Origin of the sequence: Wolbachia endosymbiont (group A) of Rhinocyllus conicus (assembly GCF_947250775.1) — a bacterium.
Taxonomy (GTDB): Bacteria; Pseudomonadota; Alphaproteobacteria; order Rickettsiales; family Anaplasmataceae; genus Wolbachia.
Genome location: NZ_OX366349.1, coordinates 405041 through 428113, shown reverse-complemented (window position 1 = coordinate 428113; position 23073 = coordinate 405041). Strand labels below are relative to the sequence as shown.

The 23073-nt window shown below is 35.0% G+C and carries 26 protein-coding genes and 1 pseudogene; 7 read left to right on the top strand and 20 right to left on the bottom strand.

Features of this window, described 5'->3' with window-relative positions; translation table 11 throughout:
• Nucleotides 1-3 precede the first annotated feature (3 nt).
• From OOK92_RS02175 to OOK92_RS02165, 3 genes are all read right to left on the bottom strand, one after another.
• Nucleotides 4-483, bottom strand: coding sequence for a hypothetical protein (locus tag OOK92_RS02175; protein ID WP_262986513.1), 480 nt, complete (start codon nucleotides 481-483; stop codon nucleotides 4-6).
• 28 nt (nucleotides 484-511) lie between these two features.
• On the bottom strand, nucleotides 512-1732 hold the full coding sequence (locus OOK92_RS02170) for a DNA modification methylase (RefSeq protein WP_264735448.1): 1221 nt from the start codon (nucleotides 1730-1732) through the stop codon (nucleotides 512-514).
• 113 nt (nucleotides 1733-1845) lie between these two features.
• Complete coding sequence (locus tag OOK92_RS02165; RefSeq protein WP_264736097.1) at nucleotides 1846-2310, bottom strand: Holliday junction resolvase; 465 nt, start codon at nucleotides 2308-2310, stop codon at nucleotides 1846-1848.
• Between the two features lie 258 nt (nucleotides 2311-2568).
• Between OOK92_RS02165 and OOK92_RS02160 the strand changes: the two genes are divergently transcribed.
• Entirely contained in the window at nucleotides 2569-6096 is a 3528-nt protein-coding gene (locus tag OOK92_RS02160) for a DEAD/DEAH box helicase (RefSeq protein ID WP_264736095.1), read from the top strand.
• Nucleotides 6097-6227: 131 nt separating this feature from the next.
• On the opposite strand, the gene OOK92_RS08450 is transcribed toward OOK92_RS02160, so the two are convergent.
• The 6 genes from OOK92_RS08450 to OOK92_RS02140 form a co-directional block, all read right to left on the bottom strand.
• A complete protein-coding gene (locus OOK92_RS08450; protein WP_406722685.1) occupies nucleotides 6228-6350 on the bottom strand; it encodes a hypothetical protein in 123 nt (40 codons plus the stop codon).
• A gap of 8 nt (nucleotides 6351-6358) precedes the next feature.
• Nucleotides 6359-6580: an ankyrin repeat domain-containing protein gene (locus OOK92_RS08445; RefSeq protein ID WP_353278965.1), complete on the bottom strand. Its 222-nt coding sequence runs from the start codon at nucleotides 6578-6580 to the stop codon at nucleotides 6359-6361.
• Between the two features lie 9 nt (nucleotides 6581-6589).
• Entirely contained in the window at nucleotides 6590-6730 is a 141-nt protein-coding gene (locus tag OOK92_RS02155; protein WP_264736427.1) for a hypothetical protein, read from the bottom strand.
• 288 nt (nucleotides 6731-7018) lie between these two features.
• The gene (locus OOK92_RS02150; RefSeq protein WP_264736094.1) at nucleotides 7019-7393 is read right to left on the bottom strand and encodes a helix-turn-helix domain-containing protein; all 375 of its coding nucleotides are present in this window, start codon (nucleotides 7391-7393) and stop codon (nucleotides 7019-7021) included.
• A 22-nt stretch (nucleotides 7394-7415) separates the two neighbouring features.
• Nucleotides 7416-7745: a helix-turn-helix domain-containing protein gene (locus OOK92_RS02145; RefSeq protein WP_007549995.1), complete on the bottom strand. Its 330-nt coding sequence runs from the start codon at nucleotides 7743-7745 to the stop codon at nucleotides 7416-7418.
• Between the two features lie 43 nt (nucleotides 7746-7788).
• On the bottom strand, nucleotides 7789-8712 hold the full coding sequence (locus tag OOK92_RS02140) for a hypothetical protein (RefSeq protein WP_264736093.1): 924 nt from the start codon (nucleotides 8710-8712) through the stop codon (nucleotides 7789-7791).
• Between the two features lie 198 nt (nucleotides 8713-8910).
• Between OOK92_RS02140 and OOK92_RS02135 the strand changes: the two genes are divergently transcribed.
• A complete protein-coding gene (locus OOK92_RS02135; protein WP_264736092.1) occupies nucleotides 8911-9993 on the top strand; it encodes a hypothetical protein in 1083 nt (360 codons plus the stop codon).
• Between the two features lie 180 nt (nucleotides 9994-10173).
• Here the strand turns inward: OOK92_RS02135 and OOK92_RS02130 are convergent, their stop codons facing one another.
• From OOK92_RS02130 to OOK92_RS02115, 4 genes are all read right to left on the bottom strand, one after another.
• Entirely contained in the window at nucleotides 10174-10536 is a 363-nt protein-coding gene (locus OOK92_RS02130; RefSeq protein WP_264736091.1) for a helix-turn-helix domain-containing protein, read from the bottom strand.
• 22 nt (nucleotides 10537-10558) lie between these two features.
• Nucleotides 10559-10888 (bottom strand): helix-turn-helix domain-containing protein, encoded by a 330-nt coding sequence (locus OOK92_RS02125; protein ID WP_006012370.1) that lies wholly within the window; start codon nucleotides 10886-10888, stop codon nucleotides 10559-10561.
• A 102-nt stretch (nucleotides 10889-10990) separates the two neighbouring features.
• Nucleotides 10991-11650, bottom strand: a complete 660-nt coding sequence (locus OOK92_RS02120) for a JAB domain-containing protein (RefSeq protein WP_214303410.1) — start codon at nucleotides 11648-11650, stop codon at nucleotides 10991-10993.
• Nucleotides 11643-11780 (bottom strand): hypothetical protein, encoded by a 138-nt coding sequence (locus OOK92_RS02115; protein WP_264688331.1) that lies wholly within the window; start codon nucleotides 11778-11780, stop codon nucleotides 11643-11645. The genes OOK92_RS02120 and OOK92_RS02115 overlap by 8 nt, the downstream gene beginning before the upstream one ends.
• A gap of 151 nt (nucleotides 11781-11931) precedes the next feature.
• Here OOK92_RS02115 and OOK92_RS02110 point away from each other — a divergent pair, with 151 nt between their 5' ends.
• Both OOK92_RS02110 and OOK92_RS02105 read left to right on the top strand, forming a co-directional pair.
• Nucleotides 11932-12078, top strand: a complete 147-nt coding sequence (locus tag OOK92_RS02110) for a hypothetical protein (protein WP_264736090.1) — start codon at nucleotides 11932-11934, stop codon at nucleotides 12076-12078.
• A 321-nt stretch (nucleotides 12079-12399) separates the two neighbouring features.
• Nucleotides 12400-12756, top strand: coding sequence for a TrbC/VirB2 family protein (locus OOK92_RS02105; protein ID WP_264731653.1), 357 nt, complete (start codon nucleotides 12400-12402; stop codon nucleotides 12754-12756).
• A gap of 2 nt (nucleotides 12757-12758) precedes the next feature.
• Here OOK92_RS02105 and OOK92_RS02100 read toward each other — a convergent pair whose 3' ends face one another.
• The gene (locus OOK92_RS02100) at nucleotides 12759-13757 is read right to left on the bottom strand and encodes a pyruvate dehydrogenase complex E1 component subunit beta (protein ID WP_264736089.1); all 999 of its coding nucleotides are present in this window, start codon (nucleotides 13755-13757) and stop codon (nucleotides 12759-12761) included.
• Nucleotides 13758-14058: 301 nt separating this feature from the next.
• Nucleotides 14059-14181 (bottom strand): hypothetical protein, encoded by a 123-nt coding sequence (locus OOK92_RS02095; RefSeq protein ID WP_264687946.1) that lies wholly within the window; start codon nucleotides 14179-14181, stop codon nucleotides 14059-14061.
• Between the two features lie 73 nt (nucleotides 14182-14254).
• Between OOK92_RS02095 and OOK92_RS08545 the strand changes: the two genes are divergently transcribed.
• Together OOK92_RS08545 and topA are read left to right on the top strand one after the other, a co-directional pair.
• Nucleotides 14255-14386 carry a TomO hydrophobic C-terminal domain-containing protein gene (locus tag OOK92_RS08545; protein WP_434732572.1) on the top strand — a complete coding sequence of 44 codons (132 nt, stop codon included), beginning with the start codon at nucleotides 14255-14257 and terminating at the stop codon, nucleotides 14384-14386.
• Nucleotides 14387-14473: 87 nt separating this feature from the next.
• Nucleotides 14474-16924: a type I DNA topoisomerase gene (topA, locus tag OOK92_RS02090; protein ID WP_264736088.1), complete on the top strand. Its 2451-nt coding sequence runs from the start codon at nucleotides 14474-14476 to the stop codon at nucleotides 16922-16924.
• A 30-nt stretch (nucleotides 16925-16954) separates the two neighbouring features.
• Here topA and OOK92_RS02085 read toward each other — a convergent pair whose 3' ends face one another.
• From OOK92_RS02085 to apaG, 5 genes and pseudogenes are all read right to left on the bottom strand, one after another.
• Complete coding sequence (locus OOK92_RS02085) at nucleotides 16955-18685, bottom strand: recombinase family protein (RefSeq protein ID WP_264736087.1); 1731 nt, start codon at nucleotides 18683-18685, stop codon at nucleotides 16955-16957.
• 262 nt (nucleotides 18686-18947) lie between these two features.
• The gene (locus OOK92_RS02080; protein WP_264735826.1) at nucleotides 18948-19757 is read right to left on the bottom strand and encodes a reverse transcriptase N-terminal domain-containing protein; all 810 of its coding nucleotides are present in this window, start codon (nucleotides 19755-19757) and stop codon (nucleotides 18948-18950) included.
• A gap of 450 nt (nucleotides 19758-20207) precedes the next feature.
• Nucleotides 20208-20591: pseudogene (locus OOK92_RS02075) on the bottom strand (Rpn family recombination-promoting nuclease/putative transposase); the annotation flags it as partial.
• A gap of 245 nt (nucleotides 20592-20836) precedes the next feature.
• Nucleotides 20837-21091 (bottom strand): PD-(D/E)XK nuclease family transposase, encoded by a 255-nt coding sequence (locus tag OOK92_RS02070; RefSeq protein WP_406722537.1) that lies wholly within the window; start codon nucleotides 21089-21091, stop codon nucleotides 20837-20839.
• A 341-nt stretch (nucleotides 21092-21432) separates the two neighbouring features.
• A complete protein-coding gene (gene apaG / locus OOK92_RS02065) occupies nucleotides 21433-21834 on the bottom strand; it encodes a Co2+/Mg2+ efflux protein ApaG (protein ID WP_264736086.1) in 402 nt (133 codons plus the stop codon).
• Between the two features lie 96 nt (nucleotides 21835-21930).
• On the opposite strand from apaG, the gene OOK92_RS02060 reads away from it, so the two are divergent.
• Complete coding sequence (locus OOK92_RS02060; RefSeq protein WP_264736085.1) at nucleotides 21931-22995, top strand: 5-(carboxyamino)imidazole ribonucleotide synthase; 1065 nt, start codon at nucleotides 21931-21933, stop codon at nucleotides 22993-22995.
• The last annotated feature ends 78 nt before the right edge of the window (nucleotides 22996-23073 follow it).

The window sequence follows — 23073 nt, the reverse complement described above, 5'->3', positions numbered from 1 at the left end:
TATTTAAAACTTAATATTAGATAATTCTTGTAATGAGTTTGTAATCTCTTCGGTTAGCGCCATATGAATCTTTTCAGTGTCACTCAGTGATGCAAGCAGTGCTGAAACTCTATTTGGAATATTAAGCAAATTATTACGGACAACTCTTGCTACGTTAAATGCCTCACTTTTTACTTCTTCTACTGCTACAAGTTCTCCTATCTCAGCCTTAGCTTTTGCCTCAAGCAATTTGCCACGTTCCATCTCATTTTTTATTCGCGTTTTTAGCAACATTGTGGAGAGGTTACTTGTATTTTCGTTTTCTGGATTTTTCCTCCTCAGTGGCTGACTTGGATCTCGTATTGCTGCCACTGCTTCATTTGCTTGTTCTCTATTTACCAAACCATTCTCCAACTCAATTATTCCTTTTTTTACTAAATAACAGACATATTGCTTTGAAACTCCTATCTCTCTTGCCCATTCCGTTTGTGTGATTTTTTCCACTCTTTTCCTCCTCTCTTTTTGCTCCTTTTTACGAATTTTCTTCTTGAATTTCTGCAAAAGTTTTGCCAGTACCAGAAAGAATTGCCTCCCTACCTGTGTATATTTGCCAACGTTTTATGGTGACATCTACAAATTTTGAATCTAGCTCTATTGTTCTGCAAATTCTTCCTGTTCTCTCACATGCAATTAGTGTGCTGCCAGAACCACTAAATGGATCAAGTACTATGTCTCCTGATCTGCTGCTGTTTACTATTGCTTTTTCCATTAGCTCTACTGGCTTCATCGTTGGATGTAGTGTATTGTGTGTTGGCTTATCATAAAACCACAGATCACTTTGATTTCTACCTCCATGCCACTCACGTTTATTGCCGCTTTTCCATCCATAGAGCATTGCTTCGTATTGTCTTTGATAATCTGATCTTCCTAGCGTAAAGTGATTCTTCGCCCAAATGATAAAAGTTGACCATTTTCCTCCCGCTTCCTCAAATGCTTTTTGCAACGTTGAAAACTCTGATGATGATGCACAGATGTAAATTGCACCTTTAGTATATGCTAAAATATGAGTACAAATATCATAGAGAAAAAGCTCATACTTTTCACCTTGATTATCGTTTAGTATCTTTTTATCCTCTCTTTCTTGACTGCTACCATAATCAACGTTATATGGAGGATCACAAACAGTAATGTCTGCCATTTTATCATCTAACAGCGCTTTATATGATTCAACTACAGAGCTATCACCACAATAGATTCGATGATCACCTAAAATCCATAGATCACCTGGTTTTGTTATTTCTACCTTTTTGTCATCAACAACTAAGTCAGAAAGGTCTTCTTTTTCACCATCAAAATCATCGAGAAACCGTTGAACTTTTTCCAATTCAAATCCTGTCATTTTAAGGTCAAACTGCAAATCTTCTAGCTCTTGAATTTCTACCTTTAAAAGATCATCATCCCACTTTGCCCAATTAGCTGATTGATTGGCAAGTAACCGAAAAGCTTTAGTTTGTGGTTCATTTAAATTATCACTTAAAACCACAGGAATACTTTCTATACCAAGTTTTCTTGCTGCTTTAAGTCTTAAATGACCATCAACCACAGTACCATCGCTTTTTGCAACTATTGGTATACGAAAGCCGAATTCCCTGATTGAAGCACACATTCTATTTACTACGTCATCATTTTTACGAGGATTACGCTTATATTCGACGAGGTTTTCAACAGGATAGTAGTGGATTGCTAAATTCATATAATTTAAATCCTTAATAATTAAAAAGTTAATATTCAAAATATGTCTAACACTAGAAAAGGCCTGAGGTCAAACCCACCAAACCCGCCATTATGGCTGAAAGGACCCACTTTTTATGGTATTTTTAATACATTAAAATCTTTACTGAAATTCATAGCGTAGAACATTAATGCTAAAGCATCCGCTTCATTATCATCTCGAGGTGAAAAACCTTTTTCACGTATCGCTTCAATAACTTCACTCTTACTTGCATTGCCTTTGCCTGCTATAAAGCGTTTTATAGTTTTAACATTAACACCTTTGTATGGCACATGATGTTCTTCACACCAAGCAGACAGCACTGCAAGAAAACCACCATAGCAATGAGCTGCATCAGTTCCTAGATGTCTTCTTACTTCCTCAAAATACACTGCAGAAATGTCTCTCAAAGAATTAAGCCAATTACGAAAATTCAAGAAACACATGCCACCACCACTGAAACGACTACCATGAAAACTTTTGCTTCCACTTTCAATTACTCCATCTGTCAGAATTGCCCAGCCAGTTTGCTTGCCGAGGTCTAGTGTTAGGATTGACATTTATTTGAAACTTTTGTGTTTGAAGCGCGTAGAGGTAAACTAACCTCATTGAAACAATGCCCCTTTATTATATATATACCGGATTTCTTACTACTTTTTCCGAGATTTTCTAAAAAAAAGTTAAAATAATTTTTAATCACAAAAAATGAAGAGACTGTAGAAAAAAAGGTTTTCATATTGCCTTTTCTGTTGTTTTCTTGGCATTTTGTAGTGATTTATGTTAGATTACTTGAGTTTATTTAGGCTAAAATATATATAATGTCTATTTACGGGAGAACATGGTGGGGTAAGAAATGGCTTCAATCTTTCAGTGAAGTTGATTACGATAACCACCTTTCACGTGGTAGAACTTATGCTAATACTGGTCGAGCTTTTGGTATTCAAATCAACGGCAATACAATTACAGCCAAAGTTAGTGGTTCAAGACCTCATCCATATAAAGTTAAAATAACACTCAATGAATTAAATTCATCAGCTATCCGTTGTATTATTGAAAATTCGCCCTCTATATTGCCTAAATTAATAAATAGACAATTACCAACACTTTTGTTTGATAAGCTTAACGACTCAGGTATTAAATTATTTCCTTCGAATTGGGAAGAAATGAACGCAAGTTGCAATTGTCCTGATTGGGCTATGCCTTGTAAACATATTGCTGCTGTAATTTATCTTATTGCTGCAGAAATTGATAAAAACCCTTTCGTAATTTTCAATATTCATAATTGTGACTTGTTGTCGCTGATTGATGATTTTGGAAATGGAAAATTAGAAAACATTCAAAGTATTCTAAAAATTAATGATCTATTTAAATCGTCTTCTAAAGTTAAAGTATATGACCAAGTAAACTTAAATGATATTGATCTATCGACTATTCCTAACCTTGCTAGCTGTATCGAAAATATCTTGACGAATAATCCACTCTTTTTTGAAAAAAATTTTCACAGTATTCTGCAAATAGCTTACAAGCATTGGCAAAAATATCCTACGGGAAATTCTTTCTACTCTTCCAAGAAAAAGCTATCGGAAGAAGAATTGTTTACTAGCAAATGGGGAAGTATTGAACACTGGCAAACATTTCAATTATTTATCAATGACCAATACCAAGTTATTCAAGTAAGCAATGGTATAGCTAATTCATTTATGCTCAGCGAAAGTGTTTCGAGGAATATAGCACAATTTTTAAACGATATTCCTATTTCATTGCTTCATAAGCTTAATCCTGAGCTTCGCTTCATGCATATGATTTCACAGTTTGCACGTATGCTCATGGAAAAATCAGCACTAGTACCACAAATACTACAAAATAAAAGAGAAGAATTCATAATTAGGTGGATCCCTGCGTTGTTTAATGAATCAGTCAAAGAAATTCATAGAAAAATATCATCTATGTGTCCACCTCTGCTAATTCAATATCAGAAAACTTCTATAGAGCCTGAAGAACAGGTTAATATTGCAATTTCTTTAATCCTTTTGGAATACATGGCAAATAATTTTCCTGCAGCACTTGATAAGTATAGAGAAAAGAATACCTTTCCTTCATCAATGGACAAGTATAGAGACAAGCACATCTTTGCATTATTTTTTACTGGATCAGCATACAAGTTTAGTGAGTTTAGCAACAGAGAAATACCTCAAGCAATTAATCTCTGGTCATCACGGCTTTATTTAACAGATAAACCATACAAACTTTACTTAATGGTAAAAGATTATTATGAAAGATTTGAGCTTGATATACAGGTATCTTTAGATGATGGAAAATCGATAATAAAGCTGAAAAAAGCATTGTCTAACTGCAGCACAAAACTGAGCATTTTATCTGATATGGGAATGCTGTCCGAATACATACCTGAGCTAGAAAGATCGATTGACGACAGCAGTAGATTACTGTTTAGCTTAGATGATTTTGCACCATTGTTTTTAAATATCTTGCCGGTGTTAAAAGCAATTGGCGTTATAGTTATCTTACCAAAATCACTGGAAAAAATCCTAAAGCCAAAGTTGAGTCTTAATTTATCTGCTAAAGGCAAAATTGAAGAAGATCGGAAAAGTTTCTTAACGCTTGAAAAATTATTGAAGTTTGATTGGAAAATAGCGATAGGTGATAAAGAGATAAGCATTACAGAATTTAAAAAGCTACTGAAAGATTCTCGTGGACTTATAAAGATTATAGACCAATATGTGCTTTTGGATGATAAGGAGGTAGAAGCTCTACTGAAAAAATTTGATAAGTTACCTGAACACTTGAGTCAAGCAGAGCTGATGCAAGCTGCTTTAGGAGGTGAACTAGATGGAGCAAAGGTAGGACTTGATCAGCAGATTAAAAGCCTATTTGAAAAGCTTAACACTTATGTACCTGTTGATGTACCAAGTAACCTAACAGCACAGTTACGTCCATATCAAAAACGTGGATTTAGTTGGCTTGTGCAGAACATAGAGACGGGATTTGGTAGTATAATTGCTGATGACATGGGTCTTGGTAAAACACTACAAGTTATTGCAGCCATTTTATACTGTAAGAATGCAGGATTTTTAGATGAAGATAAAGTCTTGATAGTAGCACCAACAAGCATATTAAGCAATTGGCAACGAGAGATGGAACGTTTTGCACCAGAATTAAAGCTTTTTATCTATCATGGACAAAATCGAGAATTGGCAAATGATTATGATGTAGCTCTCACATCCTATGGTCTTGCGCGTCGTGATAAAAAAGAGCTTAACAGAGTAGGATGGTTTTTGCTCGTGATTGATGAAGCCCAAAATATAAAGAATCCCCACAGTGAACAGAGCAAAGCTATAAAAGCTATTGCAGCAAAAAATAGAATAGCAATGAGTGGTACACCTGTTGAAAATAGGCTACTAGAATATTGGAGTATTTTTGATTTTACTAATAAATATTACCTTGGTACTCCTAAGGAATTTAAAACTCATTTTGCAACACCAATTGAAAAAGCGAGAGACAAAGTTTGTCTAGAGAAGTTCATGAAAGTTACTCATCCCTTTATGCTACGTAGGGTAAAAAGTGATAAAAGCATTATAGAGGATCTACCAGATAAAATTGAAAATAATCGTTATTGTTCTCTAACTCCAGAGCAAACAGCACTTTATCAAGAAGTAGTTAACACAACTATGAAAAAGATAGAAAAGAGTGAAGGAATTGAGCGTAAGGGTCTAATTCTTAAGCTTATCAATGCTTTAAAGCAAGTTTGTAACCATCCATCGCATTTTGGCAAGAAAAAGCGTGCAAGTATTGAACAGTCAGGAAAGATGCAGATGCTAGAAGAGATATTGATAGGAATTAGTGAGCTTGCAGAAAAATCATTGATATTTACTCAATACACTGAAATGGGTGAGATTATAGCTAGGCTACTTGAAGAAAAGTTTGAATCAAAAGTGCCATTTTTGCATGGAAGTTTATCCCGTAAAGCACGAGACAAAATGGTTAATGATTTTGAAAACTCATTTCGATCAAATATTCTCATAGTATCTTTAAAAGCTGGTGGAACAGGGCTTAATTTAACAGCAGCAAACCATGTAATACATTACGATTTATGGTGGAATCCAGCAGTGGAAGCACAAGCAACAGATAGAGCGTACCGTATTGGGCAAGAACGTAATGTTATGGTGTACAGGCTACTTTCAACAGGTACTTTTGAAGAGCGTATTGATGAGATGATTCAAAGTAAGAAAGAGTTAGCAAACTTAACTATAAGTAGCGGCGAGAGTTGGATTACAGAATTTAGCAATAATCAATTGAAAGATTTGATCAATATAAGAAATGCTGTATAAAAAACAAGTTCAGCTATCCACTTCTTATCTTAAAAATGTAAAAAAACAACATTTGGCCTGCTAACACATATCTTATCGCATTCGGACTATTATAAGAAAGGCTATACTTCTATGCTTACTAAATTAGCTACTTAAGTCCTTTCAAGACAGGTTCTTAGTAAATTTTCAACTTCTTCATGTCCTCCATCATTTGCAAGTTCCAATGGTGATCTATTATTGGAATTTTTAATATCAATTCTTGCTCCTTTTTCTATGAGAAATTCTACAGATGGTAAATGGCCTTCCTTGGCAGCATAGTAGACTGATCTGTAGTTTTAGAATTATTAATATTAGAATTATTAATAAATGATTCTTGTTGTTGCTTTTCTATTAGAAGCTTTACAATTCCTAGATATCCTTTATTGGTAGCATAATGCAAAGGAGTCCAATTGTTTTTACCTTTTGTACCAACTTCTACTCCCTTATTAAGAGAAAATTTTACAATATCGATATTTCAAAAATCAGCTGCAATATAAATAGGCTTGTTTTCGTCATTAGTTTTAGCGTTAAAACTTACACCTTTATTATTTACTAAAAATTTTGTTACTTCTAAGCTATCAAACTTAGCTGGATGGTGCACAGCCACCTTGACCAAAAAATCATCCCCCTATCGCGTTCTTATCATTATGCCTTATACGCTGTATTACACCTTCAGATATAGTCATTGCTAACCTCCAACATCCTTGCTAATAAACCCTCACTAAAACTGCCGAAAAGACTTTATAAGTTAATATTCTAAATCTCAATATTTTATGGTGCAGGTTTTTATTTTTAAAACATTATACTTTGTGTAGGGTATAACTACACGCATCAAAGTGAAAGAAAAGCAAAATGATGAAGAAAATGAAAGTTTAAGTTTTCTTCAACGACTCAAGGAGAGAATTTATGCTTTAAAGCCTGTATTAGCAAGAGCCTTAATCACTAAATGAACAATGTCACGCAGAGTTTCATCCTCAATTTTTCTATATTCCCTCACTAGCCTTGATATTTCTTCGCTGCCTACATCGCTATGGAAGGCCTTATCATGTAAGTCTTCAGAGGCTTTGGTAAAAAAATACGACATATCAATCGATAGTACTTCTGCTAATTTATATAACCTATCAACTACAAGCCTAATCTCTCCGCTTTCATATCCTTGTACATGCTGAAATGAAATTTCAAGCTTTTTTCCTAAGTCTCTTTGACTAAAACCACACATTAGCCTTCTTTTCCTTATTCTTTCACCTATTTGTTTATCGATAGGACGTTGTATAGTCATTTTACGTATCAGGTAATATTAACTATGTATTATCACTTTGAGAAAAAGATTTTACCAATATATAAACTGCACTACGTAACCTTTTGCTCTTAATTTCGTTATATCCTTTGACTAACTTTAGTATTTCTTCATCATAAGCTTCATGTGAGTCAGTGTGCATATCAGTAAAAAAGTTAGCAACATCTATCGATAGTGCTTTTGCTAAATCATATAATCTACTGGCCAAAACACAATTTGAACCATTTTCGTACTTTTGTATCTGTCTATACGAAACACCTATTCTCTTTCCCAATTCGGTCTGTGTCAAAGCACGATCTAACCTAAGTTGTTTTATTTTTTTACCTAATTGCACTTTTCACCTCTTATTCAAATTTACAACAAATTTTATGAAAAAGCTAGCAAAGTAACTGCTTTAATAATTTCTGCCTCTTGCTAATTAAATCGTTTGGCCTTACGTATTTTTTCTCAATTTCCCTCATCTCTTTTTCTCGTTCTGCAATGCTATTTCGTATTACTTCAGCCGAGTATCTGCTTTTGCCACTTGCAAACTCTGATCTTAATCTTCTAACCTTGTATTCGAGCTCAGCAAATCTTTCGTGTTGCTCAAGAAGTTCTATCATATGACTAATTTCAGAGTTTAGCTTTTTTTCCTCAACATCTCTTACAATAAAAGAAAGTAGAAGCTTATCTATTTGGTAATCAATATTTGGTTGAGCAGCAAATAGATCAATTATGGCTTTTACGTCAGTAGGATTTGTAACTAGTAAGTTAAAATTACTACATAAAAAACTATAGAACTTTATCGTCTTCTCAAGATAATTTTTCATATCTTGTGATAATTGCAATTCTTTGTGAATTCCTGACAGCAATATTTTCAATTCTTCCAAGTATTTCGTGTCAAAATTACTTACTTCTGTAGGTGAAAGGATCATTAGCAGCTTTTTTACAAGCTCAACATCATTTAACTTTACTGCATTATAAAGAGCTTTTTCTTTATCTTCTTTTAAATCATAAAGCTCTGATGAGTTATCTATGCTGAATAGATATTCAGTATTTCCTTGAGGAGAGTAGATTAAAATGTCCACTTCTCTTAGCGGGTGATCATCATTAAACTTTTCTAGTAACTGCTTATCGGTAGTTTCCTCTATTGCTACAGCAGCTTTACTGATCTTTTTCAGTTCAGAAACATTATCTCTTGAATTTTCAAGTATGTCTTTAGCCTTGTCTAGCAACTGCTCATATAGAATTATTTTTTCTTCATCATCAAGTAGCTGACAATGCTTCTTCAACTTTTCAGTGGAGTAAGACAGGAGATCCATTTCTTTCAACTTTACAATCACAATACCCAACTTTTATTGAAATTGAAATAATTTTTACAAGATGTGTTTTTGTAGTGTAAATGCCCGTAAAATTTGTTATTATAATTTACAGTAAATCAATAAGTCGTATAATGTTAACAATTAAATAATATTTATCACGATATGATTGAATGTTAATAAGATTAAGTGAGGGTTACAATGAAAAAAATAAATGGTAAAAAATTGTCTAGTAAAATGTTAAAAGCAGTAGAGCAAATAGCAAAAGAAGGGTTATTACCTAATTTTATAAAAGCTGCTCCAACAGCAAATAAAAAGATTAGTAAATTACCTGTCTTAACATATCCTGAGGAGCTCAATCCATTTCGATCAGCTTTATGCAGGATAAGACTAAGTGAATATGAAAATATGAAACTAAATGAATTCCTGGAAAAAGCTATTGCAGCTAAAAATATAAACGAGTTAAGTAAAGTTATCGATGAAGCTTTGGACTTAGGAATAAGAATAAATGCTGCCAATGAAGATGGCTTTGGCTTCGCTAACGTTACAATGTTTAAGATGTATCGTGATGAATTCAAAGAAAATAAACAAGAAGATATAATCAGAAAGTTAGCCTTACATGGAGCAGATTTTAATGTACAAGTTGATAAGAAAATAGCTGAAATGTATCAAAAAGTGCAAAAAGAAATTGAGCCACAAATATATAGTAGGCTCAAGAAACTTAGGGAAGTTGGAGAAGACGCTACTATAGAAGGAACTGTTGAAGATGTAGAAATCGATAATAAGACCTTCTATATTGAATTTTCACATAGCTGCATAGTTGATGTTGCCAAAGTTGTAGAAGGTGCAAAAAATTTGGGCTTAAGTAAAGGAGACTTAAACCTTGGCGGTAGTATCATAAAAATAGGTGATGGTGAAGTTGAGGTCAAAACCGGGAAAGACGGTAAAAGAAATTACGTAGATATATCCGATAACAGCGCTTTTACAGTAACACTTTGCACTAGCCTAGGAGAGCTAAATTTAATGGTATATCATGACACAGAAGACTATCATCAAGTACAAGTTGAGGTAGAAGATGAAGAAATGTGGAACGAGTTGCAAGAAATAGGAGAAATCGTAGGAAAGGGTTGTTTATTTGGTGGAATGTCTGTTAAAGAAGCAGTAGAAAAAGGCAGTTTTACTAGATGTGGAAGGTGGGGCGACCAAAATTCTAAAAGTAGTGAGACCTTTTCTTGGGTGAATAAATTAAAAGACAACAAAACGACATCCGTAGGACGTTCTTGATTGGAGACAAGTGGCTATGTTTCACATAGCTACTTGTATATCAGAAATAAATGGTTAACTATTACAAAGTAAAGTGGTTTTTAAAACTTAATCCAATTTACCATAAATAATTTACTTTAATTAGTATTGCTTGTAGAAGTGTTTTATATTATAAAAAACACCTGAACTTTAAAATTTGTACTATTTGTTAGCAATAGCCTTTATCACTAAATGCACAATATCACGCAATGTTTCATCTTTAATTTTTCTATATTCTCTTACTAATCTTGATATTTCTTCGCTGCCTACATCGCTGTGAAAGGCCTTATCATGCAAGTCTTCAGAGGCTTTGGTAAAAAAATATGACATATCAACGTACAAAGCTTCTGCCAAATTATACAATCTATCAACTACAAGCCTTACCTCTCCAGTTTCATATCCTTGTATATGCTGAAATGAAATTCCAAGCTTTTTTCCTAAGTCCCTTTGGCTAAAACCACATATTAGCCTTCTTTTTCTTATTCTTTCAGCTATTTGCTTATCGATAGGATGTTGTATGGTCATTTTACATATCAGGTAATATTAGCTATGTATTATCACTTTGAGAAAAAGATTTTACCAATATATAAACTACACTACGTAACCTTTTGCTCTTAATTTCGTTATATCCTTTGACTAGTTTTAGTATTTCTTCATCGTAACTTTCATGTGAGTCGGCGTGCATATCAGTAAAAAAATCAGCAACATTAATCGATAGGGCTTTTGCTAAGTCATACAGTCTACTGGCTAAAATGCAATTTGAACCATTTTCGTACCTTTGTATCTGTCTATATGAAACACCTATTCTTTTTCCTAATTCAGTTTGTGTCAAGCCACAGTATAACCTAAGTTCCTTTATTTTTTTGCCTAATTCCACTTTTTATTACTAATTTTAGCTGTTCAAGCTTATATTGAATTTTTTAATTTATGAAGTGAAAAAAAGAAGGAAAGTTGGAGAACTTTCCTTCCGGTCTACAGATTACAATAAACCACTATCATAAAAACTAAAGTGGCTCTTCTGTGTTACGATTATATGGTCTATCAATTTCATTCCTACATTTTCGCAGGTTGCAGCTAATGTAAGTGTGTTATCCTCATCCTCTTTTGATGGTTCTATATCTCCACTTGGATGATTATGTGAAATTGCAACAGATGCTGCATCAATCAGTAATCCCTGTTTTATTATTTCCCTCACATACAGAGGTACTCTGTCTATAGTTCCACAGTCTTGAATATACTCATATATTAAATGACCACTTCGATCTAAGTATACCACTCGTAAGCTTTCCTTTCGTGACTGCCCTATTGCTGCTTTAAAGTATTTTAGTAGCTCTTCTCTATTATCAAGAATTGACAATTTTTTTAACTTACCTTTCAGTATTCTATCAAAAATCTCTTTCAGACAAAAGATATTTGCTATTGCTCCATCATTCATTCCTGTAACGTTTTTTAGCTCATGAAAATCAGCATTAATTACCCTTCCTAAACTACTAAAGAGCTCAATTAGCCTTTTTGCCACTTCTCTTCCTTCTGCATATTCAGATAGAGTACGTTCCAGTAGCTCATGGTCAAGTAAAGACCTGCCTCTACTTGATAGAATGCGAGTTTCTAACTTCTCTTTTCTCTCACTATTATTCATAAAAACCTCCAAGATCAACATTATATACAAATTCAGCGCCAGCTTTCTGACGCAGTAGTTCTCGAGGAATAACCCTTTTGAACTCTAAATTTGCAATGTTGTCCTTGTTGCTTGGGCACTGGGATGACAAGAAAGAGGCTACTTGGATGACACCCTGACAATCGTCATCCCGCTGCTTGTTAGCGGGATCTCTTGTTAGCGGCTGAGATACCGCGAATGAATCGCGGTATGACGGTTAAGTATCCCGCTACGTGTTAGCGGCTAAGAGATACCGCGGCGGTATGACGGTTCGTGGCGGTATGACGGTTCGCGGTGGCATCTCGTCATCCCGCTACTTGTTAGCGGGATCTATGCTAAGAGATACCGCGAATGAATCGCGGTATGACGAGGGAGAACAGTTGCTACTTGTTAGCGCCGCGGCGGTATGACGGTTCGTGGCGGTATGACGGTTAAGCAATTCGTCATCCCACTACGTGTTAGCGGGATCTAGAGATACCGCGGCGGTATGACATAGGACTGCTGTCATTCCAGCGCGTGACGCTGGAATCTAGAAAAAAGAAAACGGATCCCAGTGTCTGAGCACTGGGATGACATTGTTTACTATGTGATATCGTGCCATATTACAATGTTCGTGCAGTTGTGTGTCAACTACTTTTGTGGCACCGTTTGTTATTCAATCTTTATGCTAGCTTTACTAAAAATTATAGTATTTTAGGTATAATTGCAATATCTAAATTTAAGGTATAGGGATGAACCCTAGGAAAGTTTTTAATATTCTTTTTATAGTATTATTTATTTCTTTTTCTCATGTTGGGAGTGCTGCCGCTGACACTAATGCTGATACAACTGCTCAAGTAATATGTAATATTATTGGCTACGTTTGGGGAATAGGCGGACCGCTTATGACCGTAGTGATAATAGGTGCAGCTTTGCTTGCGATATTTGGTAGAATGCCATGGCCAGCTCTTTTTGCACTCGGTATATTTTGTGCTGTATTTTTCGGTGCTAAAACTATTGTGACAAAAGTAATGGGTGGTATAGGCAGCACTGGAAATACTTCCTTGATGGACCAATGTGGAACAGGAGACACAAAAAAGAACCAATAGGGTTATTTTTTTCTAAAGCAGACCTGATGCACGGCTTCAACTATATCTTCCACTTGCGGTAATGCTTTTTTTTCTAGGTTCGCAGCGTAAGGTAAGGGGATGTCCTTGCCAGTTACGCGCATAACTGGAGCATCAAGGTAGTCAAATCCTTGTTCCATAACAACGGCTGACAGCTCTGCTCCTATTCCTGCAAATGGCCATCCTTCTTCTACACTAACTAACCTATTAGTCTTCTGAATAGAGTTAATAACAGTTTGAGTGTCAAGTGGTCTTAAGGTTCTGAGGTCAATAACTTCAGCTTCTATACCTTCACTCGAAAGTAAATCTGCTGCGTTTAAAGCATCCATTAATTTCAGTGAGAAAGCAGTGATAGTTACATCCTTTCCTTCCCGTATAACAGCAGCCTTGCCTATCTCAAGTAGATAATCTTTATTTGACAGCTCAGAGTCAGAAACTTCATGCTCATGTCCATAAGCTATCTCGTTTTCTAGAAATATCACTGGATCTGGATCACGAATTGCAGCTTTAAGCAGACCTCTGCAATCGGAGGCAAAGTAAGGTGCTATCACTTTTAATCCCGGTATATGCGAATACCAAGATGCAAAGCATTGAGAGTGTTGTGCAGCAACTCTTGCTGCAGCGCCATTTGGTCCACGAAATACTATGGGGCATCCAAGTTGTCCACCTGACATATAATTTGTTTTTGCTGCAGAATTCACGATTTGGTCGATAGCCTGCATAGAAAAATTAAAAGTCATAAATTCGACAATTGGCTTTAATCCAGCGAATGCTGCTCCAACAGCAAGGCCAGCAAATCCATGTTCGGTAATAGGCGTATCAACCACTCTATTTTCTCCAAACTCTTTCAGTAATCCTTTTGTTACTTTATAGGCACCATCATACTCTGCAACTTCTTCACCGATGATCAACACGTCAGGGTCGTTTTGCATTTCTTCTCTGATCGCTGTGCATAAAGCTTCTCTTACACTTAAGGTTGCCATTTATAAACTTTTATAGACTTTAACTAAAGTAACTATATCAGAATTACTAGGAAGCGTACAAATTAAGTTTTACAAACTGACCTTACCCAGATGATATGAATAAGTATTACTTGGTTGAAAGCAAGAGAAGATAATAACTTCTCAGAGTGGATAGGTGGCAGTTCTTTTGAGGCACTGTCTGCTCTTACATGGAGTGTAGGAAGAAGACCTCGTGACCCAGATTCTGCCACCGGTGAGGCTCAGTCACCTTTTGATAGCCTGAAGATGGCTTTATGTTTCCTGTTTCTTTTTTCCTTTTCCTCTATAAATATATTGTTTTTATATTCAGTTTAAATATTTCACTAATTCTTTTTATCGTCATTGTTTTTTCATCAACTGCTTTGAGAACTCGTTCTCTGAGGTCTTCACTATATGGGCTTGGCATTTTTCATCTCTTTAATATGCCATTATAACCTATTCTATCCTTCAGGTAAACCTTTCTTGGGTTAGCTATAGCAGTGGGAATAGCAGTTGGAGCTTGTTGTCTGGTTGCTGCTGCAATCATATACTATTGTAATAGACCTTCAAATTCACTTGAAAATAGCAAGGTCCAAGGGTTTTCTGGAAACCATGAACAACCTACTCTGTAAAATTCACAAGACCTATTAAAATATTTTTTTACTTTTCATCGTATATTTCTCAACATATTATCTTTAAATACTAAAATAATTAACAATATGGCATTATTAATAGTTGAATCACCTGCGAAAGCAAAGACAATAGGCAAATATTTAAGTAAAGAGTTCAAAGTAGCTGCATCCTTTGGACATGTGAGGGATCTTCCAGCAAAAAACGGTTCTGTCGATCCGGATAATGATTTTGCTATAAAGTATGAAACCATTGAAAAAGCAGAAAAGTATATAAAAGAGTTAGTAAAAGCAGCGAGTAAAGCATCAGATATATATCTTGCAACAGACCCAGACAGAGAAGGGGAAGCAATGGCTTGGCATGTGATAGAGACATTAAAAGAAAAGAAAGCAATCAGTAATGAAAACAACATTTATAGAGTAGTCTTTAATGAGATAACAAAGAGAGCAGTTCAAGAAGCAATAAAGAATCCACGTGAAATTAATATGGACTTAGTGCGCGCACAGCAAACACGCAGAGCTTTGGATTATCTAGTTGGATTTAGCTTGTCACCGCTGCTGTGGACAAAATTGTCGGGAAGCAAATCTGCGGGGCGAGTTCAATCTGTTGCATTAAAGCTTATATGCGAACGAGAAGATGAAATCAGTAAGTTTATAACACAGGAGTATTGGAGCATAAAGGCAGAAATGCAAAATAGCAAAGATGAGGCTTTTTTTGCTATGCTGAGTCACTATGACAATAAGAAGCTAGAAAAATTTGATATTAAAAATGAAGAAGAAGCAAAGAACTTAGTCAGGGAGATTGAATCAAGGCAATATGCTGTAAGCACAGTAGAACGCAAGCAAGTTAAGAGAAATCCGCTTCCTCCATTTATTACCTCTACTCTACAGCAAGATGCAGTGAATAAGCTGTATTTTAATGTGAAAAATGTTATGCGCATAGCGCAAAATTTATATGAAGGTATCGATATTGGTGGTGAAACTGTAGGGTTGATAACTTACATGCGTACAGATGGGTTTCATATTGCAGATGAGGCTATAAACTCAATTCGAGGGTCAATTAAGTCGTTATATGGTGATAAATATTTACCACAGTCTCCTCGTAAATATGTAAAAAAGGTCAAAAATGCTCAAGAAGCACATGAAGCAATTCGTCCAACTGATATCAATAGAACGCCGGGTAGTATTAAGGATTACTTAACGCCAGAGCAATTTAAATTGTACGATTTAATCTGGAAAAGAACCATTGCAAGTCAAATGGAATCGGCGATTCTTGATCAAGTGGTAGTTGAAATTAGTTCTACTGATCAGAAAGTGATTCTGCGAGCAAGTGGATCAAGTATATTCTTTGATGGTTTTTATAAAGTCTATCAAGATAACATGGAAGCCGAAAATGAAGGCCTGCTACCTGCCATGAAGGAAGGGGAAGCGTGTAAGCTGATTTCAGTTGAGCCAAAACAGCATTTCACTCAACCGCCACCTCGTTATAGTGAAGCAAGTATCGTTAAAAAAATGGAGGAAATCGGTATAGGCCGTCCATCAACTTATGCGACAATTATTTCGGTATTGCAGGATCGTGAGTATGTTACACTGGATAATAAAAGATTTATTCCAAGCAGTCGTGGTAAGATCGTTACCATATTTTTAGAAACTTTTTTTCAGCGTTGTGTAGAGTATGATTTCACAGCACAAATGGAAGAAAAGCTTGATTTAATCTCAAATGGACATGCAGATTGGAAAAAAGAATTGAGCCACTTTTGGGTGCCATTTTTTGGTCATGTAAATTCTGTCAAGCAAATGACACATGATGAAGTTTTCAGCGGCATTCACGATTTGGTAGTTAATTGGTTTTGTTCAGAGGAAGGAAAAGAAGAAATAGGTAAGAAATGCCCTGCTTGCTCTGATGGTATATTAAAATTGAACTTTGGGCGAGCAGGAGTGTTCCTTGGATGCTCTAACTATCCTGAATGCAACCATACAAAAGAAATTACAGGTAGTAATGACAATTTAGAATATCCAAAAAGTTTAGGTGTAGATGATATAACAGGCCAAGAGGTAGTAATTAAAAAAGGTCCTTTTGGGCTTTACCTTGAGTTTAATAGTGAGTCCAAAAAGAAAAAAACAGTTTCCATACCAAAGGATCTAAATGTTAATGATATTGATCTGAATACCGCTACTCAGTTACTTTCCTTGCCAAAAGTAATCGGAGAACACCCTGAGACCGGAAAGGAAATAAAAATAGGCCTTGGACGATTTGGTTACTATATTTTTTATGATGGTAGATATTTTTCTCTTAAAAAAAGCTCTAAAGAGGTGCTGAATACAGAATTGAGCGAAGTTGTACAAATTATTGCAAACAGTCCACGCAAAGAGTTAAAGTCTCTCGGGGTTAATGAAAAAGGAAAAGAAATCTTTATCTGCAAAGGCAGGTACGGGTTCTATATAAAATGCGATAGAACAAACGTTGCTTTGGGTAAGAATGCAGATATTGAAAGCATAGATTTGAAGAAGGCTTTAGAGTTGATTAAGGGTAAGAAATAGACTTCTTGCATAACCATATGCTCTTTATTGTCATTCCAGCGCGCGACGCTGGAATCTAGAAAAAAAGAACCTGGATGCCAGTGTCTGGGCACTGGCATTACCCCGCCAACAATGTTGCAAATTTTTCTTTTCTTCTCGATTATTTCCAGGAGAGTTTGGTAGCTCTTTTACACGAAATACCACATTTACGTCCTCAAGGTTAATTTCAATTCTCTTGACTAACGTTCTAATAATATCACGTTTAGTTAGCCAGTCTGCGTTATCAAGGTTTGATGTAATATTGGAAGAAAAGTCTTCTAAATTGGTTACAACCAAAGTTAATTCCTGTTTTAATTTCTTTTGATCGAATATCCTTTTCTTCTCCTCTTCAATTGTTTTTAAACTTTGTTTCATTGCTTTAATTCGTGGTTCAAATTCTTCTTGATTAATATATTCTTGAGCATAACTATCAATAAGTCTAGCAATACCACGTTTTAATTTATTTTCTTGTTTCTCTAGTAAATCGCTTTTTTGATCCCATGATGATTTTTTAAGCTCTGAAAGTCTACGCCTGTATTCTTCTAAAACCCTATTTGGATTTTTCAATAAATGCTTAACCTCTTCCCAAACGGCTGTTTCTAATGCATCTGTACGAATGTGTTTATTATCACAAATTTTATTACCACCAAAACGGTAAGAATCTCTACCAATACAACGATAATAAGCATAATGATCAATTTTTTCTCCTCGCTTATTTCTTACAGGACTTCCGTAATATGCATAACGACAACGCTTACATACGATTAAACCTTGTAGTAAATATTTTGCTCCTCTTTCTCTTGTCCTTGCTATTTTTCTATTCTCAGCTAATTGTTCTTGAACTATATCAAATACATCTTCGTCCACTATATTTGGCACTTTAACATAAATCCAATTTGCTTTTTCAACAGAATAGGTAGAGTAATTATCTTTCGGTTGTTCACAAGAATGTTTCTGTGGTCTGATATGTTGTAACTTTATACCTACTTTTGTTTTACCAAAAGCCGCTTGTCCTTTGTAAGCAGGATTTTTTAACATACCCCAAATCACACTTCTATCCCAGTACTTTTTTCCTGTTCGTGTTATAATAGACATAGTGTTTAGCCGACGACACACTTCCCCAATACTTGTCCTTTCTCTTCCTATCCACAAAAATACTTTCCTAACAACATTAGCTTCTTCTTCGTTTATTTCAAATAAAGCTTGTCCTCCTCCCATATATTTATCTATATAACGATAACCATAAGGAGCTCCTCCCATTACGCTTACACAACCTTTATTAGCTGCATAAATCTTTCCGCGACGACTTCGTTCCATAATTTTCGCTCGTTCATATTCTGCTATCATACCTTGCATTTGTAACAGCAATTGAGATTCTGGATTATCGTTAATCTCATAATTTAAGAAAACCGTTTCTGCTCCTGCTTTCTCAAATTCTTCAAGTAATACCATTTGATATGCATATTTTCTAGATAAGCGATCAGGTGAATGAATGTAAATTCTATCAATTTTACCTTCTGTTACTTTATCACGTAACTTTTCTAGATCAGGACGGACTAGATTAGATCCACTGTAGCCATTATCAATAAATTTATACTCACTTAATAATTTGTATCCATCCGTACTAATTTGCTTCTCTAAAGCTGCAACTTGACTTGCTATTGTATTTTCTTGTGCTTGTTTCCCCGAAGAAACTCTTGCATATAAACTCACTGTTACCATTTGATCCTCCTTGAATCCCATTTTTATGTTTTAAATTTTTTTGGCTTACTTGCTTTGACACGGCTTTTTCATAAGCATCTAACAAATACTTTTCTGCCAACCGGTTAGTTTCATAGCTACAGCTAATCCGTATAGCTAATCTCTTATTTCCCATGAACTTTCCTTGAAATAATATGTTCATATCATTCATTGAAACTGATGGTTAATTGATTGTTGGCACTATAAATAAATGGCACTCTTGTTTTTGGACATAGAAGTTTTCGAGAAATGCTTTTCTCTAATTTTACGTTTTTTGCAACATTGTTGGCGGGGTAATCGTCCCTCCTTGAATTGTACCACGTTTTGTGGATTGAAGCTTTCCATCTTCCATAACACCAGCTCCTAACCATCCTTTTATGATTTTCTTTAATGTTGGTGTGGTATTGAGCTTTTCAAGCAATTTATTATGGTTAATATTGTCAAAGCATCCAGAAATATCAGCATCTAATACATATGCTGTTTTCTGTTTTAGCACATCAAATATGGCTTCAATTGCATCATGACATGATCTACCAGGTCTAAAACCATAAGTGTTTGGCTCAAGTTTTGCCTCCCATTCTGGTTCTAAAGCCATTTTTACAAGTGTTTGTTTTGCTCGACACGATATAGTGGGTATACCAAGTGGGCGATGCTCCGATGGCTTACCAGATTTTGGAATCCAGACACGTCTTGATGGCTTTGCTTTTTCTTTTATATCTAAAAAATATGATAGTTGTAATCTTTCTTTTTGATTAAGGTTAGCTTTTCCATCAATACCTGCAGTCTTCTTCCCCCTATTGTCCTGTGTTACTTTCTTAACAGCGAGTGTTTTTGCACTTGTTGATTTGAGTAATAATCTCTGAAGATTATGCATCTTTTTGATATCATTACATTTAGAAGCTTGGTAAATTCGTTTTTGTAGCTTAAATGAAGATTTCTTTAGCTTGCGCCAAGGAATTCCATTCCATTCATACCTAACTTTTTGCTGGTCCATAACATATTCACTACTATTCACCACTTTACCTTCCAAATTAAAGTGTTTACGTCTGCATATCCCAGATATTACTTTGGGCATTAGCTTCTTAAACAATCCTTCCACATAGTAGCTTGTGGCTGGCTACTTACTTATATTTTAATGAATATAAGAGCTTCTATGTGGTTACTCTGTTCCATGGCTTCGTTTCACGTTAAACTTAGATTCCTACTATTTGCCGGAAGCTTGGAACATCAATAACTAAAGTCTTCAATCTTTAGTTCCCTTTTTGCTTCGTACCATTTTGGTCTATGCGTAGTTCAATCTCTTTTCGCATATTATGCTTTGACGACAATTCAAACATAGGTTTCTCTCGTAATCATATCTAACTCTGTTTGCAGGGATTCACCACGAGATTTAGTGTTACCTGCTTTTATCTCATGCTTGCATCCCAGAGGTTGCCACTCTTTGAAATGTGAGATATACATTATCCCTGATGTCTGGGAAGATGGAATTTAACCACCACAAAACCATGACCTTCCAGGTCGCACTAAAAAAGAAACACCACCTTTCTACTATACTTTCTAACTGCTCTACTTTACTTTTTGAAAATTTGGGCAATTCTATAAAGATAAATTGAAAATCTTTTAAGTAATGGCCGTTAGTTTTTATATCACGTATATTATGAGTAGAAATATAATCAACTTCTTCAGGAAGTAAGTTACAATTTGATATAGCAATAAAGAAGACTTTCTTTAAATCAATGTAGTTGCCAGATTTATCTAATTGTCTTGAGTAGGCTTTAGCGGCATATAATTGAGCGCGTTTTTCGAAGCCCTTGTCTCTAGCGAGCTGCATTTCTGCTATATATCTATTTCCATGAGAATCCTTGCAGAGAACATCAACAATACTTTGTTTATCAGAGGCAACTTCGGGATGGCTTTGTTGCATCGCTACTTATGAAAGGCTAACTATAGCTAGGATTATAAGCAACCTATTGAAAATCTTGTTTTTTTGCAATCAATCTGATCAAATTTAAGAATAGTAATTTATTATTTATATTAATAAACTTAATTCTATTGAAAATAGCTAAAGCATTGAAATTCTTGAATTTTAGCCGGATTAGTGAGTGGTAGTGAAATTTCTTTTACTCAAATTTAGGTATTCACTGACCGCTCTTGTTATAAATACCAGAATAATAAGCTACTGATATTCTCCATCTTTTTTATCTTTAATCCATCATAGCTAGCGATGCAACAAAGCCCTTCGGGATCCATAATAGTGCTAAGAAACTCAACTTCTTGTATTGCATTTATCTCAGTAAACCCTAAAATATCGTTCAAAAAGTGGATCAGGATATTCTTATTTTTTTCCGTTCCAAAGATTTTTTTGAAACACAAATCATTGCGAGGATCGAGAAATTTTGAAAGAGCCATGGCAAAAATGCTTGAAAATATTAATAATTATACACTATTATTAACAATTATTCAACCATATTTTTGAAGATAGCTATAGCTATGCTGCCGCGGTATCTCTTAGCATAGATCCCGCTAACAAGTAGCGGGATGACGAGGATGCCGCCGCGAACCGTCATAGCGCCGCGGCGCTAACTAGTAGCGGAATGACGGTTTTTCAAATTGTCGGTAAATCTAAGTCAGTTTAGCTATAGGCAGCAATTTTCTGTATTTATTTTAAATTGAAGAAAGCTCAAATGAAAGATCATGTTTTGCTAAAAATCACAGAATGCAGTCTGGTTACAAATAAACTATTTTGATAGTTAATGGGGTCTAGTTTTGACGTATGGACTATCCAAAGAAAAGGGTGGTATCATAACCTCAAAAATTTTTATGCTTTCTTCATTCAGAAATTCATACTTACCCTGCATTATTCCTGACGGTGCATTTAAGTATGTTCCACTTGTGTATTTAAATACCTCTCCAGATTTTATCACAGGTTGTTCTCCGATAACACCAACTCCGGCAATTTCATTTATTTTTCCCTTATAATCTATTATTTGCCAATGACGACTTAATAATTGAATAGTTGATTGGCTTTTGTTTTTTATCTTAACGTTATACATCCATATACAGCAATTTTCATAAGGAATGGATTGCTCTTCAATATAAATTGGTAAAACTGTAACTTCAACAAAGTTGGTAGTTAGTGTGTACTCTATCACTATAGAATATTCATGATAAAAAGATAGTATTTTAATTATATACTTTTTTCATAGATTTTTCAAGTATACTTTAATTAGGAAATATCAATTTATAGTATGAACGAACCAGATGCGCTTAGCAAAAAAGTAATAGGAATAATAGGTGGTGGACAATTAGGTAAAATGACTGCTATCGCTGCAACAAAACTTGGACAAAAAACACATGTTTTTGCCAGTGCTAAGGGCGATCCTGCTTGCTCTGTTGCTGATGATTTCACAATAGCAGATTTCTCTGATAAGAAAGCGCTTGAATCTTTTGCACAGAGTGTGGATTTGGTCACTATTGAGTCTGAAAATATTCCATGTAGTGCAATTGATATCGATGTAAATTTTTATCCGGGTAAAAAAGCGTTACACATTGCGCAAAATAGGCTTAGAGAGAAAGATTTCATTAGAAGCTTGAGTATAAAAACTGCTGAATACAAAAGTATACAAAATTATAATGAGCTACTGAAAAGCAGTAGAACTTTTGGCTATCCAACAAGGCTGAAAACAACAGAAATGGGTTACGATGGAAAAGGGCAATATGTGCTTGAGAATGATTCTGAAGTGAAGCAATTTGCTTCCTTTGATTGGAATACAGAGTACATTCTTGAAGCAAGTGTTGATTTACTGAAAGAGGTTTCAATAGTCGTTGCAAGAGATAAAAACGGTAAAGTAGCTTTTTTTCCTATAGCAGAAAATTACCACGTTGATGGAATACTTGATACTTCAACAGTGCCAGCTAAAATAGATAGCAAATTAACTCAAGAGGTACAACGAGCTGCAAAGAAAATAGCAAATGCGCTCGATGTAATAGGAATTCTGGCTATTGAATTTTTTGTTACTAAAGATAACGAATTGTTAGTTAATGAACTAGCTCCAAGACCTCACAATTCTTGCCACTGGAGCTTGGATGCATGTAACGTTAGTCAATTTGAACAGCTGGTTAGGATAATATGCGGGCTACCTATGCAGGAAGTAGTATTACGCTTTCCTTGTATGACGAAAAATATAATAGGTAACGATATATATGATTCTCATAAGTATTTGAGCAACGAAAAAGCTAGTTTAACCATATATGGAAAAAAAGAGGTTAGAGATAAGCGTAAAATGGGACATGTCAATATAGATTTAAGTTAATAGTTTTTCTACGTCATTCCGCCACAACTGTACGAACATTGTGATATGATGAGATGTTACATAGTAAACGGTGTCACT